This window comes from Pseudomonas sp. D5(2026), assembly GCF_057766845.1.
Map to the genome: position 1 here is coordinate 1,454,697 of NZ_CM173421.1, position 13,855 is coordinate 1,468,551.

The window sequence follows — 13,855 nt, forward strand, 5'->3', positions numbered from 1 at the left end:
TGTACGCCCCTGAATTGGCACTAAAGTGCCATTAACCTGTCATATTCCCAGCCAGCGCCTTGTGGCGATGGCCTTTGACCAGAGGAACGACCGTGCATAACGTCGTGATCAGCGGCACCGGCCTGTACACCCCGGCCCAGAGCATTTCCAACGAAGAGCTGGTGGCTTCCTTCAACGCCTGGTCGCAGCAGTTCAACCAGGACAACGCTGCCGCCATCGAGCGCGGTGAAGTCGAGGCGGCGCCGCTCTCCGACGCGGCGTTTATCGAAAAGGCCTCGGGCATCAAAAGCCGCTTTGTCATGGACAAGGCCGGTATCCTCGACCCGCAGCGCATGAAGCCGCGCTTGCCTGAGCGCAGCAACGATGAACCGTCGGTGCTGTGTGAAATGGCCGTGGCCGCTGCCCGCCAGGCCCTGGAGCGCGCAGGCCGAACGGCGGCCGATGTCGACGGGGTGATCGTCGCCTGCTCCAACTTGCAGCGCCCGTACCCGGCCATCGCCATCGAAGTGCAACAGGCACTGGGTGTCCAGGGCTTTGCCTTCGACATGAACGTGGCCTGCTCGTCGGCCACCTTCGGCATCCAGACCGCCGCCAACAGCGTAGCGCTGGGCCAGGCGCGGGCAGTGCTGATGGTCAACCCCGAAGTGTGCACCGGTCACCTCAACTTCCGTGACCGTGACAGCCATTTCATATTTGGCGATGCTGCCACCGCCGTGTTGCTGGAGCGTGCCGACCAGGCCACTTCGGCGCACCAGTTCGATGTCGTCAGCAGCAAGCTTTGGACTGAGTTCTCCAACAACATCCGCAACAACTTCGGCTTCCTTAACCGTGCAGCGGAAGAGGGCGAAGGCGCTGCGGACAAGCTGTTCATCCAGGAAGGCCGCAAGGTGTTCCGCGAGGTATGCCCGAAGGTGGCCGAGCTGATCGGTGAGCACCTGGAGGAGAACGGGCTGCAGCCGAGCGACGTGAAGCGATTCTGGTTGCACCAGGCCAACCTCAGCATGAACCACCTGATCGTCAAGAAGCTGTTGGGGCGTGAAGTGGCCGAGGAAGATGCACCGGTGATTCTGGACCGTTACGCCAATACCAGCTCGGCGGGGTCGGTGATTGCCTTCCACCTGTACCAGGATGACCTGGCCAAGGGCTCGTTGGGCGTGTTGAGCTCGTTTGGTGCGGGGTATTCGATTGGTAGCGTGATTCTGCGCAAGCGCTGATTCATCAGGCGCTTGTTACGGCCTCTTCGCGGGCTCGCCCGCTCCCACAGGTACGGCACAGTGCTCAAGGTTTGTTGTGATCCTGTGGGAGCGGGGAAGCCCGCGAAGGTGCCGGCGCATTTCACACAGGCAAAAAGAAGCGGGAAACGCCGGATGGGGTCGGCATTTCCCGCTTCAGGTGAAGCAGAGCAGGGTGTTGTTTAGAACTTGGCTTCCAGATCAACCTGCAGGGTGTCTACGTCAGCATTGCTGTTCGGCAGCTGCGACAGGTCGGTCTTGGCCATCAGGTAGGCAGCACCCAGGGAGAAGTTCTTGTCGATTTCGTAACCGACCTTGAACTTATGACCGCGCGAACCGGTGTAGCCGTTGCCGAAGTCCGAATCGGTGAACAGGCTGACCACCGCGTTACGCTGCACATCGCGGTAGTTGTAGTCCAGGCTCCAGGCACCCATTTTGGTTTTCAGGCCAGCCAGCCAGGCCTGATCTTCGCCGTCGGTGCTGTCGGTGTTCTTCACGTACTGGCCGTAGGCCGACAACGGAATGGCCAAGCCGGTGAAATCGATCTGGCCAAAGCCTTCCACCAGATTGAACTCGTTGGTGGTGTTGCCGAACGACTGCAGGATGGTTGCTTCCTTGTCGTTGTCGTAACCATAGATGCTGGCACCCACGGTGAGCTTGAGCACGTCGGCCGGCGCAAACTTGGCGCCCAACTGGCCGTGGTAAACCTGCGCATCGTGCTTGTACTGGACGCCGTCACCATCGACGTTGTCCTTCAGGGTGTACTGACCGGCGCTGGCAAAGACCTCGGCCCCGCCCAGGTCAGCCTTGTAAGTCGCAGCCACACCTTCCGGGTTGATGTCGCCATCCCAGATGATGTCGCCCATGCTCACCCAAGGCTGTTGCATCTTGCCGCCAATCAGGTGCAGGTTAGGGACTGCAGTCGGGTGCCAGTCAAGGTAGGCCAGGTCGACCCACAGCGACTTCTTGTCGAAGTAGTTGTCGAAGCTCTGGTTGGTCGAACGTCGGTCAGCGCTGCTGCCAGTGGCGATACGAACCCCGGCGTCGACCTGCGGGTTGATCTCGCTGTAGAAGCCGACACGGGCACGCACGCGCTGGCGGTCCTGGTTGCCGCTGCTGCTGTTCGGGTCGTCGACGTTGACGTCTTCGTAACGCAGACGCACGTCACCCTTGATCTGGGTCTTGGCGGCCCATGCCACTTTTTGTTCGAAGGAGCTCATACGTTCGGACTGAGCTTTCTGGTCGGCCTTTTCCTTGGTTTCTTTTGCCAGGTCGCCCTGCAGTTCGTTGTACTGCGCCTGGTTGATCGAGCCATTGGCGCGGAGCATTTCGAGCAGCTTGGCGTCGACAGCAGCACTGGCCGGGGCACTCAGGGCCAGCATCATGCCGGTGAGGCTTACTCCGGTAAGTGTGGAAACAAGACGCATAAGGTTCTCCCTACTGAAAAAAATGGGGGAGGCTCAAGCGCCTGCCCCTGCGTTGGCATGTCTTCGGAAAGGGCCTGAGTAGACAGGTTCTGTGGATCCGGAAAACAGGCGCAAGTATTGCGGGGGTCAATGACAGATTAATGTCTGATTAGTGGCACTGTTGTTAAGTAATTGAGAATGAAGGGATCAACCCGGCGTTCGTCATTTGAGCGACGGGCCTTCCTTGGGGATACTGACGGTCTTCAGACAGCGAGCCGAAAATGTGACCAGCCTGTACAGCCTTGCCCATCTGCGTGATCTCTCGACAGCCACCTGGGATGCCCATGTGCCAGCCGGTCAACCCTTCCTGCGCCATGCTTTTCTCAGTGCAATGGAGGACAGCGGCAGTGTGGCGCGTAGCACTGGCTGGGCTCCCGAGCACCTGGTGCTGGAGCGTGACGGGCAGGTGCGGGCGCTGTTGCCCGCTTACCGCAAATGGCACTCGTTTGGCGAGTATGTGTTCGATCATGGTTGGGCCGACGCTTGTGAGCGGGCCGGTATCGCCTACTACCCCAAGCTGCTCGGCGCCGTGCCGTTCAGCCCGGTCAGTGGCCCGCGTTTGCTGGCTGCCGACCCAGCCGACGGCTTGCTGGTGCTACAGGCGCTACCGGAATACCTGGGTAAGGGTGGGTTGTCAGGGGCGCACATCAACTTCACCGACCCGCAGCTGGATGCGCAGATGGCTGGCTTGCCGGGGTGGATGGAGCGGTTGGGGTGCCAGTTTCATTGGTGCAATCACGGTTACCGCGACTTTCAGGACTTTCTCGACAGTCTTAGCTCGCGCAAGCGCAAGCAGATGCGCAAGGAACGCGAGCAGGTGGCGGGGCAAGGCATCGACTTTCGCTGGTATCGGGGCGACGAACTGGATGAAGCACAGTGGGACTTCGTCTTCCTGTGTTACGCCAACACCTATGCGGTACGCCGTCGGGCGCCTTACCTGACCCGCGAGTTTTTCAGCCTGCTGGCCGAACGCATGCCCGAGGCTGTGCGCGTGGTGATGGCCCGCCAGGGTGGGCGAGATGTGGCCATGGCCTTGAGCCTGGTGGGCGGTGACAGCCTGTTTGGCCGCTACTGGGGCTGCCTGGATGAGTTCGACCGGCTGCATTTCGAGACGTGTTTCTATCAGGGCATGGACTTTGCCATTGCCGAGGGTTACCAGCGTTTCGATGCCGGGGCGCAGGGGGAGCACAAGTTGATTCGCGGTTTCGAGCCGGTGTTGACGCGGTCGTGGCATTACCTGCTGCATCCGGGGTTGCGGCGGGCGGTGGAGGACTTTCTGCTGCAGGAACGGGAAGGGGTCAGGGGGTATGCCGAGGAGGCGCGGGGGATGTTGCCCTACCGCCGGGACTGAGCGTTTTGTGTTGCCTGTGCTGGCCTTTTCGCGGGCTTGCCCGCTCCCACAGGTATTGCACAGTTCTGAGGCCTGTGGTGATCTTGTGGGAGCGGGCGAGCCCGCGAAGAGGCTGGTGCAAGCGTCAATCGACCCCGACAAAGCCCCCGGTCTGGTGGTGCCACAACCGGGCATACAGCCCTTGCTGTTCCAGCAACTCACTGTGGCTGCCACTTTCGGCAATTCGTCCCTTGTCCAGCACTACCAACCGGTCCATACGGGCAATGGTGGAAAGCCGGTGGGCGATGGCAATCACCGTCTTGCCCTGCATCAGCGTCTCCAGGCTTTCCTGGATTGCAGCCTCCACCTCCGAGTCCAGCGCTGAAGTGGCCTCGTCCATGATCAGGATCGGCGCATTCTTCAACAGGACCCGGGCAATGGCGATACGCTGACGCTGACCGCCCGACAACTTGACCCCGCGTTCCCCCACATGGGCATCGAAGCCGGTACGCCCCTGGGCATCCGACAGTTGCGGGATGAACTCGTCGGCGCGGGCACGGCGCACGGCTTCGATCAATTCCGCCTCGCTGGCATCTGGGCGACCATACAGCAAGTTGTCGCGGATCGAACGGTGCAACAGCGAGGTGTCCTGGGTGATCATGCCGATCTGCGCACGCAAGCTGGCCTGGCTGACCTCGGCAATGTCCTGGCCGTCGATCAGGATGCGCCCACCCTGCACGTCGTACAGGCGTAACAGCAGGTTGACCAGGGTCGACTTGCCTGCCCCTGATGGGCCGATCAAGCCAATTTTCTCACCAGGGCGGATGTCCAGGTTGAGCCCTTCGATGACATTGGCAGCCTTGCCGTAATGGAAGTCGACGTCATCGAAACGCACCGCGCCGCGGCTGACCTTCAGTGCCGGCGCATTGGGCCTGTCGGTGACGGTGACCGGCTGGGCGATGGTCTGCAGGCCGTCCTGCACCATGCCGATGTTCTCGAAAATGCCGTTGACCACCCACATGATCCAGCCTGACATGTTGACGATGCGGATCACCAGGCCAGTGGCCAGGGCGATGGCGCCGACGGTGATCAGCGACTGGCTCCACAGCCACAGCGCCAGGCCCGTGGTGGTGGCCACCAGCAGGCCGTTGAGGGTGGTGATGACCACGTCCATGCTGGTGACCACCCGTGAGGCCAGCTGGGTTTTTTCGGTTTGTTCGCGGATTGCTTCGCGAGCGTATTGCTGTTCGTAGTCGGTGTGGGCGAACAGCTTGAGGGTGGCGATGTTGGTGTAGCCATCGACGATACGCCCCATGAGCTTGGAGCGGGCGTCGGAAGAAATCACCGAGCGTTCCTTCACCCTCGGCACGAAGTAGCAGAGCGCGGCGATGTAGCCGATGATCCACATCAGCAGCGGCAGCATCAGGCGCCAGTCGGCCTCGGCAAACAACACCAGCGACGTAATGGCGTAGATCAGCACATGCCATAACGCGTCCACGGCCTGCACGGCGGAGTCGCGCAGCGAGTTGCCGGTCTGCATGATGCGTTGAGCAATGCGCCCGGCAAAGTCGCTCTGGAAGAAGTTCAGGCTCTGCTTGAGCACGTAGGTATGGTTCTGCCAGCGGATCAGGCTGGTCATGCCAGGGTTGATGGTCTGGTGCACCAGCAGGTCATGCAGGCCGAAGAACACTGGCCGCAGCAGCAGGATCACCACCAGCATCCAGATCAGCTCGCCGCTGTGCTCGCTGAAGAAGTTGGCATTGGGCGTACCCTGGGCCAGGTCGATGATGCGGCTGAGGTAGCTGAACATCGCCACCTCGATCAGCGAGGCGAACAGGCCAACCACCAGCAGCGCGAGAAAAGCAGGCCATACCTGGCGCAGGTAGTACAGATAGAACGGCCACACCGTGCTCGGGGGGGCTTCGCTCGGTGCCGCGCGGAAAATATCGATCAGTCTTTCGAAACGACGGTACAGCATGGTCGACAACACTCCTGTTCGTCCGACCCTCAGGCGGTTTCACATCCTTGTGAAGCCTGCAGTCAGTCGATACGTTTGGCGGACTTGATATAGACCGGATCGGCCGGTACGTCGCGCATGCCTTTTTTGATGGTGGTGGGCGAGTTGACGATCTGGTCGACCACTTCCATGCCCTTGGTCACTTTGCCGAACACCGCATAACCGGCGTCGCGGCCCGGGTTGAGGAAGTCGTTGTCGGCGACGTTGATGAAGAACTGGCTGGTGGCTGAGTTCGGGTTGGACGTGCGCGCCATCGACAGGGTGCCGCGGGTGTTCTGCAGGCCGTTGCTGGCCTCGTTCTTGATTGGGTCGTTGGTGTTCTTCTGCACCATCTGGTCAGTGAAACCGCCGCCCTGGACCATGAACCCCGGGATCACGCGGTGGAAGATGGTGTTGTTGTAGAAGCCGCTGTCGACGTACTCCAGGAAGTTCTTGGTACTGATCGGTGCCTTCTCGGCGTTCAGCTCGATTTCGACCTGGCCGAAGCTGGTGTCCAGCATGACGTGCGGGGTCTTGTCGGAAGCCATGACACTGGTGGCGAAGGCGACCGAGCAGGCGGTGAGCAGGAGTTTTTTCAGCATGGGCTCAAAGATCCTTGAGAGGTGGAAACGGCTGCGAGGAACTGCAGCAGGGTCTGGTTGAAGACCTCGGGTTGATCGAGGGGTGTAGCGTGCCGGGAATCGTCGACGACGACCAGCCTGGCGTTGGGTATTAGGGCGACGTAGCGCTCTTTGAGTTGTATCGGCGTGTAATCGTGGTCGGCGGCGATCACCAGAGTAGGGCAGTGGATCTGCCCGATGCGTTCCTGCACGCCCCAGTCGACGATAGCGTCGAAGCTCTTGAGGTAGGCGCGTTTGTCGTTGCGCGCCCAGCGCTGGGCCATCTTGTGCCGCAGGTCTGCTTGTTGTGGCTTGGGGAACAGCCGCTCGGCCAGCCCCTTGCCGACGGTTTCGACACTGAGGATGCGCGCCAGGCTCCAGCGCTTGAGCCACCACGCCCAGTCACTGCGGGTGCGGCGCTTGACCTCGGGGGCGCTGTTGACGATGCACAGGCTGCGCAACCATTGCGGGTGGTCGACGGCAAACTGGAAGCCGACCATGCCGCCCATGGACAGGCCGACGAAGTGCACCGGCCCTGTGTGCAAGTGCTCGAGCAGGGCCAGCAGGTCGGCACTGAAGGTGGCGATCTGGTAACCGTCAGAGGGCTTGTCGGAGCGACCGTGGCCGCGGATGTCCATGAGGATCACCCGATAGTGGCGGCTGAGCACCGGCACCTGCAACTCCCAGTCCTGGCAGCTGGAGCCCAGGCCGTGCAGCAACACCAGGGGTTCGCCCTGGCCATATTCCTCGTAATGCAGCGTGCATCCTTCGTGTTCGAAATAGGCCATGGGCGCGGTCCTCTCAGGCTTGCGGGGGGGCTGCGAAGGGCACGTCCAGTGGCGCGGTGTCGAAATTGCGCAGCAGGTCGATGAGAATCTGCGTGGCCGGTCCCAGGGTCTTCTCTTTGCTCGAATAAAGGTAGAACAGTGGGTGGCGGCTGCCACCCTGATCCAGCGGCAATGGCTTTAGTACGCCTTCGCGCAGCTCGCGCTCGATCATGTGACGGGGCAGCCACGCAAAGCCCAGGCCGCTGCTGACAAAGGTGGCGGCGGTGCCCAGGCTGCCGACGGTCCAGCGCTGCTCGGCGCCCAACCAGCCCACGTCACGCGGTTGGGCGCGGCCGGAATCGCGGATCACCACCTGCAGCTGGCTTTCCAGGTCCTGGAAGGTCAGTTCACGTCCCAGGCGGTGCAGGCTGTGCTCGGGGTGGGCGACGGCGATGAACTCCACGGCGCTCAATTCGGCACCCAGGTAGCCGCCGATGCTGTAGCTGCTGATGGCCAGATCGGCGATGCCTTCGTGCATCACTTCCTCCACGCCAGACAGCACCTCTTCACGCAGGCGCACCCGGCAGCCGCGGCTTTGCGGCATGAACGCAGCCAGCGCGCGCACCAAGCGGGCACTGGGGTAGGCGGCATCGACCACCAGGCGCACCTCGGCTTCCCAGCCTTGTTCCATGTGGTGGGCCAGGTCTTCGAGCTGGCTGGCCTGTTTGACCAGGTGGCGCGAGCGGCGCAGCAGCACATTGCCGGCCTCGGTCAGCACCGCCTTGCGCCCATCGATGCGCAGCAGCGGCACGCCCAGTTGCTCCTGCATGCGGGCCACGGTGTAGCTGACCGATGACTGCGAGCGGTGCAAGGCCTCGGCGGCCTGGGCAAACCCGCCGTGATCGACCACTGCTTGCAGGGTTCGCCACTGGTCAAGGGTTACGCGCGGCGCTTTCATCTTTCGCTCCTGTTGTCCTAAGCTGCGCTCTTTCAAGGAGAGCGGCCCATGAAGAAATATTGTGCGGCAATACTGATGTGCCTGCCCCTCGGGGCCATGGCTTATCCCATCGATGTGGAGAAGGAGCTGACCGGGGTCAAGCTCGACTACACCGCCTATGACACGGCCTATGACATTGGCGCCATCACCCTCAACAACTATGGGCAGGTCCCGGCGGCGTGCAAGGTGACCTTTCGCAATGGCCCGGAGGCACCGCGGGTGCGCCGGGTGAACGTACCGGCGGGTAAAAGCGTCGATGTCACCGCCAAATTCAATCGGCAAATCATCAAACTGCGCATCGCCTTGAACTGCAGTGCGGAATAAACTGATTAATCGATAGATTGGACCCACTTTTTACGCTTTTTTATCGATAGGTCAAGCCTTAATCTCACCTCCATCGAATCGCACCCTTTTTTGCCGATGGAGGCACCCCATGTCCCGCGTACTGATCATCGAAAGCAGCGCCCGCCAGCAGGATTCCGTTTCCCGTCAGCTGACCAAAGATTTCATCCAGCAATGGCAGGCCGCTCACCCAGCCGATCAGATCAGCGTGCGTGACCTGGCCGTAAACCCGGTGCCGCACCTGGACGCCAATCTGCTGGGTGGCTGGATGAAGCCTGAAGAACAGCGCACCGCCGCCGAACTGGAGGCCCTGGCCCGTTCCAACGAACTGACGGATGAATTGCTGGCGGCTGACGTGCTGGTGATGGCTGCGCCCATGTACAACTTCACCATCCCCAGCACCCTGAAAGCCTGGCTGGACCACGTGCTGCGTGCGGGTATCACCTTCAAGTACACCCCGACAGGCCCGCAAGGCCTGCTGACCGGCAAGCGCGCCATCGTCCTGACTGCCCGTGGCGGCATCCATGCTGGCGCCAGCAGTGACCACCAGGAACCGTACCTGCGCCAGGTGATGGCGTTCATCGGCATCCACGATGTCGACTTCATCCATGCCGAAGGCTTGAACATGAGCGGCGAGTTCCACGAGAAGGGCGTCAGCCAGGCCAAGGCCAAGCTAGCGGCGGTGGCCTGAGGTTTCACGAATTCCCAACCCTGACACCTGTTTTTGCTCCTTTGGGTGTACCTGCCCGGCCTGTATGGCCGGGCTTTTTTATGCCTGGGATTTTTAGGGCATCAGTGCTGGCCTCTTCGCGGGTAAACCCGCTCCTACAGGGCCTCCATTCGCCGGAAGATATAGCAGGTCCCTGTGGGAGCGGGCGTGCCCGCGAAGAGGCCGGTACAGCCCCTACATTCCTCATGGTTGAACTCATTCGTCGCAACCCGCTAAGGTCGCGGCCTTGATTCACGAGAGACAACCATGGGCTACCTGATAATCGTCGCGCTGATCCAGGCGTTTTCCTTCAGCCTGATCGGCGAGTACCTGGCCGGGCACGTTGACAGCTATTTCGCAGTGCTCGCCAGGGTGCTGCTGGCCGGCCTGGTGTTCCTGCCGCTGACCCGCTGGCGCCAGGTCGAGCCACGCTTCATGCGTTCCATGCTGCTGATTGGCGCGCTGCAGTACGGCATCACCTATGTCTGCCTGTACCTCAGCTTCCGGGTGCTTACCGTACCGGAGGTGCTGCTGTTCACCATCCTCACGCCGCTGCACGTGACCTTGATCGAAGATGCCCTGAACCGGCGCTTCAACGCTTGGGCGCTAGTGGCCGCGCTGGTCGCCGTGGCCGGTGCCGCCGTGATCCGCTTCGACAGCATCAGCGGCGAGTTCTTCATCGGCTTCCTGCTGCTGCAACTGGCCAACTTCACTTATGCTGCTGGCCAGGTGCTGTACCGCCACCTGGTCGCTCGCCACCCCAGTGACCTGCCACACTACGCCCGCTTCGGGTACTTTTACCTCGGCGCGTTGCTGGTGGTGCTGCCGGCCTTCTTGCTGTTCGGCAACACTCAGCACTTGCCGAGCACGGATGTGCAATGGCTGGTGCTGTTGTTCCTGGGGCTGTGCCCGACGGCGCTGGGGCTGTACTGGTGGAACAAAGGTGCATGCCTGGTTTCTGGCGGTACGCTAGCGGTCATGAACAACCTGCATGTGCCGGTAGGGCTGCTGCTGAACCTGTTGATCTGGAACCAGCACGAGCCGCTGGGGCGGCTGTTCATCGGCGGGGGGATCATCCTGGCGTCGGTGTGGCTGAGCCGCCTGGGTGGGCGCGCACAGGCGCCGCTGGCCGGCAAGGCCTGACGCGCCCTTTGATCCGGGGGCTGCAAGGCAGCCCCGGCAATCTCAGGCCTCGCTCATATCTTCAATGCGACGCAGCATCGGCTCCGCCGCCGTACGCCCGGCCAACCCCACCCGCATGTCATTGCCACTCGGCTGCTGATACAGGCTCAGGCCAAACTCCGGCAACACCGCCAGCAGGTAGTCGAAGATATCGCCTTGAATCCGCTCGTACTCTTCCCACGCCGTGGTGGTAGTGAAGCAGTAAATCTCCAGCGGCACGCCTTCGGCCGTGGTCTGCATCTGCCGCACCATGCAGGTCATGTTCTTGTGTACGTTGGGGTGGTTCTGCAGGTAAGCCAGGGCAAAGGCACGGAAGGTACCGATATTGGTCAGCTTGCGGCGGTTGGCTGACAGCTCCGCCACCGGCCCCAGCGCCTCGTTCCAGCTCTGCAGTTCCTGGCGCTTGGCGGTCAGGTAGTCACCCAGCAGCCGCACCTGGCTCAGGCGCTGCTCTTCTTCGCGGGAGAGAAAGCGTACGTCGCCGGCGTCGATGAACAGGCTGCGCTTGATGCGTCGGCCACCGGATTGCTGCATGCCGCGGTAATTGCGGAATGACTCGCTCATCAGGCGCCAGGTGGGGATGGAAACGAGGGTCTTGTCGAAGTTCTGCACTTTCACCGTGTGCAAGGTGATGTCCACCACGTCGCCATCGGCGCCTACCTGCGGCATTTCGATCCAGTCACCCACATGCAGCATGTCGTTGCTGGTCAACTGCACGCTGGCGACGAATGACAGCAGGGTGTCCTTGTACACCAACAGCAGCACCGCCGACATTGCACCCAGGCCGGACAGCAGTAACAGCGGCGAGCGGTCGATCAGGGTGGCGACGATGACGATCGAGGCGAAGATCCACAACATCAGCTTGGCCAGCTGCACGTAACCCTTGATCGAGCGGGTGCGGGCGTGTTCGGTGCGGGCATAGATGTCGAGCAGGGCATCCAGCAGGCATGACAGCGCCATGGTCATGAACAGCAGGGTAAAGGCCAGGGCGACATTGCCGAGGAAGTGCTGGGCGGTGTCGGACAGCTCGGGTACCAGCTTAAGGCCGAATTGCAGCACCAGTGACGGGGTCGTTTGTGCCAGGCGATGGAACACCTTGTTGTGGCGCAGGTCGTCCAGCCACTTCAGCGCATGCTGACGGGCCAACAGGCGCCCGCCTTGCAGTACCAGGAAGCGCGCCAGGCGGCCGACTATCAGGGAAATGAGCAGCAGTGCCGCCAGACCGATGGCGGCGTGCAGCATTGGATGTTGATCGAGGGTGCCCCACAGGTCGAGGGAATCACGCCAGATTTGTTGGATATCCATGGGCTTGCGTACAGTCTTGTTGCGAAACGAAGCTGTATTAGAGCGCGGATAGCGACAAAGTTGCCAAAAGAAATTCGGCTAAGGCGGCAGAAAACGTTACCCTATGCAACTGAATTTCCCGCACTTGTCTGAGGTTACCTCCGTGTTCTCCCAATTCGCCCTGCATGAACGCCTGCTTAAAGCCGTGGCCGAGCTTAAATTTGTCGAGCCAACCCCGGTGCAGGCCGCGGCCATCCCCCTGGCCCTGCAAGGGCGTGATCTGCGTGTGACTGCGCAGACCGGCAGCGGCAAGACGGCGGCCTTCGTACTGCCACTGCTCAACCGTCTGGTCGACCTCAGCGGCCCGCGTGTCGAGATTCGCGCGTTGATCCTGCTGCCGACCCGTGAACTGGCCCAGCAAACCCTCAAGCAGGTGCAGCTGTTCTCGCAGTTCACCTACATCAAGTCGGGCCTGGTGACTGGCGGCGAAGACTTCAAGGAACAAGCCGCCATGCTGCGCAAGGTGCCTGACGTGCTGATCGGCACCCCAGGTCGCCTGCTCGAGCAGCTCAATGCCGGCAACCTCGACCTGTCCCACGTGCAGGTCCTGATTCTGGACGAAGCCGACCGCATGCTCGACATGGGCTTTGCCGAAGACATGGAGCGCCTGTGCAAGGAGTGCGAGAACCGCGAGCAGACCTTGCTGTTCTCGGCCACCACGGGTGGCGCAGCCCTGCGCGACATCATCGGCAAAGTGCTGAAAGACCCTGAGCACCTGATGCTCAACAGTGTCTCGCAACTGGCCGAAGGCACCCGCCAGCAGATCATCACCGCCGACCACGACCAGCATAAAGAGCAGATCGCGCAGTGGTTGCTGGCCAACGAAACCTTCGACAAGGCAATTATCTTCACCAACACCCGCGCCATGGCCGACCGTATCTACGGTCACCTGGTGGCCAAGGATGTGAAGGCTTTCGTGCTGCATGGCGAAAAGGACCAGAAGGACCGCAAGCTGGCCATCGAGCGCTTCAAACAGGGCAGCTCCAAAGTGCTGGTGGCGACCGACGTGGCAGCCCGTGGCCTGGATATCGACGGCCTGGACCTGGTGATCAACTTCGATATGCCACGCAGCGGTGACGAGTACGTCCACCGTGTGGGCCGTACCGGCCGTGCCGGTGGTGAAGGCCTGGCGATCTCGCTGATCACCCACAACGACTGGAACCTGATGTCGAGCATCGAGCGCTACCTCAAGCAGCAGTTCGAACGCCGGGTCATCAAGGAAGTGAAGGGCACCTACAACGGGCCGAAGAAAGTCAAGGCCTCGGGCAAGGCGGCCGGCAGCAAGAAGAAAAAGGTCGAGAAGAAAACTGGCGATAAGAAAGCTGCCGCCAAGCGCAAGCCTACTGCCAAGCCGAAGGCCAACGCGCCCCTGGCCAGTGCTGACGGCCTGGCACCGCTGAAGAAGCGCAAGCCTGCTGCTGAATAAGACTCACGCCGGCCCTTTGCAGAAGCGACGCAAACTCGCATCTGCGAAGGGCGTGCGCAGGCGACGAACGATCACTCCGCCTTTTTCTCTGCCTGCTTCAACTCCTTGATCCGCTGGTCGATCAGCTGACACTTGTCGGGCAAGTCCTTGCTCGCCGTCCCCAGATCCATCCCCTGGAGCTCATCATTGATCTCCTTGGCCTTTTGCGGGTTCTGCTCGGTCAACTGAGTGACCAGCCCGGCCAACTCCTCACGTTTTTGTGTTGCTTCTTCAGGTGTGCAGGCCCAAGCGGACAGGGCGCAGAGCAGGGCAGTGGCACAGGCTATGGGCAGTAGCGGTTTCATCCTTTCAACCTCCGGCGGTGGTGATGCCCGGTGGAGGGCTGTGGGGGCAGGGAAGTTCAGGGCTTGCGACCGATGGAAGATTCTTTGGTGGTGGTAGTCC

The 13,855-nt window shown here is 61.5% G+C and carries 13 protein-coding genes; 6 read left to right on the forward strand and 7 right to left on the reverse strand.

The annotated features are described in order from the left end of the window. Positions 1 to 92 precede the first annotated feature (92 nt). The gene (locus AC3B5Q_RS06800; protein ID WP_021783409.1) at positions 93 to 1,214 is read left to right on the forward strand and encodes a beta-ketoacyl-ACP synthase III; all 1,122 of its coding nucleotides are present in this window, start codon (positions 93 to 95) and stop codon (positions 1,212 to 1,214) included. Positions 1,215 to 1,414: 200 nt separating this feature from the next. Here the strand turns inward: AC3B5Q_RS06800 and AC3B5Q_RS06805 are convergent, their stop codons facing one another. After that, on the reverse strand, positions 1,415 to 2,659 hold the full coding sequence (locus tag AC3B5Q_RS06805) for a putative porin (protein ID WP_274118612.1): 1,245 nt from the start codon (positions 2,657 to 2,659) through the stop codon (positions 1,415 to 1,417). A 262-nt stretch (positions 2,660 to 2,921) separates the two neighbouring features. On the opposite strand from AC3B5Q_RS06805, the gene AC3B5Q_RS06810 reads away from it, so the two are divergent. After that, on the forward strand, positions 2,922 to 4,049 hold the full coding sequence (locus tag AC3B5Q_RS06810; RefSeq protein ID WP_274118611.1) for a GNAT family N-acetyltransferase: 1,128 nt from the start codon (positions 2,922 to 2,924) through the stop codon (positions 4,047 to 4,049). Between the two features lie 124 nt (positions 4,050 to 4,173). Here AC3B5Q_RS06810 and AC3B5Q_RS06815 read toward each other — a convergent pair whose 3' ends face one another. From AC3B5Q_RS06815 to AC3B5Q_RS06830, 4 genes are all read right to left on the reverse strand, one after another. Then, the gene (locus AC3B5Q_RS06815; protein WP_021783412.1) at positions 4,174 to 6,006 is read right to left on the reverse strand and encodes an ABC transporter ATP-binding protein; all 1,833 of its coding nucleotides are present in this window, start codon (positions 6,004 to 6,006) and stop codon (positions 4,174 to 4,176) included. Positions 6,007 to 6,068: 62 nt separating this feature from the next. Next, complete coding sequence (locus AC3B5Q_RS06820; protein WP_021783413.1) at positions 6,069 to 6,626, reverse strand: peptidylprolyl isomerase; 558 nt, start codon at positions 6,624 to 6,626, stop codon at positions 6,069 to 6,071. After that, positions 6,620 to 7,432: an alpha/beta fold hydrolase gene (locus tag AC3B5Q_RS06825; RefSeq protein ID WP_103462169.1), complete on the reverse strand. Its 813-nt coding sequence runs from the start codon at positions 7,430 to 7,432 to the stop codon at positions 6,620 to 6,622. Before AC3B5Q_RS06825 ends, AC3B5Q_RS06820 begins: the two co-directional genes overlap by 7 nt. A 13-nt stretch (positions 7,433 to 7,445) precedes the next feature. Then, positions 7,446 to 8,369 carry a LysR family transcriptional regulator gene (locus AC3B5Q_RS06830; protein WP_003254610.1) on the reverse strand — a complete coding sequence of 308 codons (924 nt, stop codon included), beginning with the start codon at positions 8,367 to 8,369 and terminating at the stop codon, positions 7,446 to 7,448. A gap of 48 nt (positions 8,370 to 8,417) precedes the next feature. On the opposite strand from AC3B5Q_RS06830, the gene AC3B5Q_RS06835 reads away from it, so the two are divergent. From AC3B5Q_RS06835 to AC3B5Q_RS06845, 3 genes are all read left to right on the forward strand, one after another. Continuing rightward, positions 8,418 to 8,732, forward strand: a complete 315-nt coding sequence (locus AC3B5Q_RS06835) for a hypothetical protein (protein ID WP_028697750.1) — start codon at positions 8,418 to 8,420, stop codon at positions 8,730 to 8,732. 109 nt (positions 8,733 to 8,841) lie between these two features. After that, positions 8,842 to 9,441, forward strand: coding sequence for an FMN-dependent NADH-azoreductase (locus AC3B5Q_RS06840; RefSeq protein ID WP_021783415.1), 600 nt, complete (start codon positions 8,842 to 8,844; stop codon positions 9,439 to 9,441). Positions 9,442 to 9,726: 285 nt separating this feature from the next. Then, entirely contained in the window at positions 9,727 to 10,602 is an 876-nt protein-coding gene (locus AC3B5Q_RS06845; protein WP_003254607.1) for a carboxylate/amino acid/amine transporter, read from the forward strand. A 42-nt stretch (positions 10,603 to 10,644) separates the two neighbouring features. On the opposite strand, the gene AC3B5Q_RS06850 is transcribed toward AC3B5Q_RS06845, so the two are convergent. After that, the gene (locus AC3B5Q_RS06850) at positions 10,645 to 11,946 is read right to left on the reverse strand and encodes a mechanosensitive ion channel family protein (RefSeq protein ID WP_103462170.1); all 1,302 of its coding nucleotides are present in this window, start codon (positions 11,944 to 11,946) and stop codon (positions 10,645 to 10,647) included. 103 nt (positions 11,947 to 12,049) lie between these two features. Between AC3B5Q_RS06850 and AC3B5Q_RS06855 the strand changes: the two genes are divergently transcribed. After that, positions 12,050 to 13,411: a DEAD/DEAH box helicase gene (locus AC3B5Q_RS06855; RefSeq protein ID WP_012051553.1), complete on the forward strand. Its 1,362-nt coding sequence runs from the start codon at positions 12,050 to 12,052 to the stop codon at positions 13,409 to 13,411. A 71-nt stretch (positions 13,412 to 13,482) separates the two neighbouring features. On the opposite strand, the gene AC3B5Q_RS06860 is transcribed toward AC3B5Q_RS06855, so the two are convergent. Continuing rightward, entirely contained in the window at positions 13,483 to 13,755 is a 273-nt protein-coding gene (locus tag AC3B5Q_RS06860) for a hypothetical protein (RefSeq protein WP_488392949.1), read from the reverse strand. Positions 13,756 to 13,855 lie beyond the last annotated feature (100 nt).

Coding starts and splice junctions, on each gene's coding strand:
- AC3B5Q_RS06805 (WP_274118612.1), bottom strand. CDS start 2,659: ATGCGTCTTGTTTCCACACTTACCGGAGTAAGCCTCACCGGCATGATG.
- AC3B5Q_RS06815 (WP_021783412.1), bottom strand. CDS start 6,006: ATGCTGTACCGTCGTTTCGAAAGACTGATCGATATTTTCCGCGCGGCA.
- AC3B5Q_RS06820 (WP_021783413.1), bottom strand. CDS start 6,626: ATGCTGAAAAAACTCCTGCTCACCGCCTGCTCGGTCGCCTTCGCCACC.
- AC3B5Q_RS06825 (WP_103462169.1), bottom strand. CDS start 7,432: ATGGCCTATTTCGAACACGAAGGATGCACGCTGCATTACGAGGAATAT.
- AC3B5Q_RS06830 (WP_003254610.1), bottom strand. CDS start 8,369: ATGAAAGCGCCGCGCGTAACCCTTGACCAGTGGCGAACCCTGCAAGCA.
- AC3B5Q_RS06835 (WP_028697750.1), top strand. CDS start 8,418: ATGAAGAAATATTGTGCGGCAATACTGATGTGCCTGCCCCTCGGGGCC.
- AC3B5Q_RS06840 (WP_021783415.1), top strand. CDS start 8,842: ATGTCCCGCGTACTGATCATCGAAAGCAGCGCCCGCCAGCAGGATTCC.
- AC3B5Q_RS06845 (WP_003254607.1), top strand. CDS start 9,727: ATGGGCTACCTGATAATCGTCGCGCTGATCCAGGCGTTTTCCTTCAGC.
- AC3B5Q_RS06850 (WP_103462170.1), bottom strand. CDS start 11,946: ATGGATATCCAACAAATCTGGCGTGATTCCCTCGACCTGTGGGGCACC.
- AC3B5Q_RS06855 (WP_012051553.1), top strand. CDS start 12,050: ATGCAACTGAATTTCCCGCACTTGTCTGAGGTTACCTCCGTGTTCTCC.
- AC3B5Q_RS06860 (WP_488392949.1), bottom strand. CDS start 13,755: ATGAAACCGCTACTGCCCATAGCCTGTGCCACTGCCCTGCTCTGCGCC.